This is a genomic window from Caballeronia sp. LZ065 (assembly GCF_031450975.1).
Classification (GTDB): Bacteria; Pseudomonadota; Gammaproteobacteria; order Burkholderiales; family Burkholderiaceae; genus Caballeronia.
On the sequence record NZ_JARUXV010000017.1, the window covers coordinates 1 to 1,464 of the forward strand.

Annotated in this window: 1 pseudogene; it reads right to left on the minus strand. The window is 63.4% G+C overall.

The annotated features are described in order from the left end of the window. Positions 1-1,464: pseudogene (locus tag QCE63_RS35415) on the minus strand (hypothetical protein); the annotation flags it as partial.

Genomic DNA, 1,464 nt, shown 5'->3' on the forward strand with positions numbered 1-1,464 from the left:
CCATCCTGCCGATACACATAAAACCGCGCTTCCCTCGCATGACGCGCCGTGCGCCGCACCTCGCCGGCCATCGCATCGCCGTCCCACAGGAACCACGTCTGCGCCCCTTCGTCGCGATGCCTCCGCCCCGTCTCCGCCCTGACATCCGCCGCCTGCTTCCCAATACGCCGACCGAGCGCATCATATCGATACACCCATCGCTCGTTAGCGGTGTTCTCAAACCCCACCATCCGCCCGAACACGTCCCACGTGAACCGTTCCACGCCCCGTGCAGGATGCGTGCGCTCGCTCAGTTGCCCCGCCGCATCCAGCCACCAGCGCGCACCGTCCGGATGGCGCCACTCCCGGCCTTGCTCAGTCGCGCGCACCTGCGAGAACCGATCGCCTTGCGCGTCATACACGTACCGACGCAGTCGCTGCCCCGGATCCGTATGCGCGACAATTCTTCCCATCGGATCGTAGCGATACCGATCCACCCCCAGCCGGCTATCGCTGCGCGTGACCAGGTTGCCACTGACGTCATATTCGTATCCGATATGCGTCTCGCGATGCCCCGCACGCCGCGCGCTCTGTCGCGCGAGCCGCCCCGCGGTGTCGTAGCTGAACGCGTGATCGAGTCCCGGTGCGAACGCGATCCCGCTCAAGCGGCTCGCCAGATCATGTGTGAAGCGGATCGGCTCATGCGTATCGATGCTCAACGTGCGGGCCAGTCCCAGCTCATCGTACTCATGGCTCAGCGTCTGCCGATAGCACACCTCGCCATTCAATTCGCGCAGCTCGCGCTGCTGCAGTTGCAATTGCCCCGCTGAGTCGTACTCGTAGCTCAGGCTGCCGAGCCTATCGGCGTGCTTCTGGGTCTCGCTCGTGAGCCGTCCGTCGAGGTCGTATTCACGCTCGATCAGCCCATGCGCATTGCGCGCTTGGCTCAACTGACCGCGCTTGTTATAAGCGTAGTGCTCGTCCTCGCCGTTGCCCTCCGCGATGCGGCTCACGATACGTCCCAACGGATCGCAACGAATGTTCAGCACGCGCCCGAGCGGATCGATGGTACGTGTCAAGTGCCCCGCCGGATCGTAGCCATAGCCACGCGCCTGCCCGAAATAGTCGATCTCCTCGATCAACCGGCCCGCTGCATCGCGCTTCAAATGCCAGGTCTGCCCAAGCGGATTGCTCACGCCAATCAGCTGCTCTTCCGTATCGTAGTGATAGCAGGTGATGCTGCCATCCGGATCGGTGCGCGTCTGAAGCTGTCCCTGTCCGTAATACGTGAAGCGCGTTTCCTGCCGCGCTTCGTCCTCGTAGCGGATGAGATTGTCCTCGCCGTCATACTCGCAACGTACCCACGCCCCGCTGGGAAGATCGCAGAGAATCAGACGATCCTTCTTGTCCCACGCATAGCGCGTGGTTCCTTCCCCCGGCGCTTCGCGGTGTAGCAGATTGCCGCGCGCATCGTGGGTGAAGTGC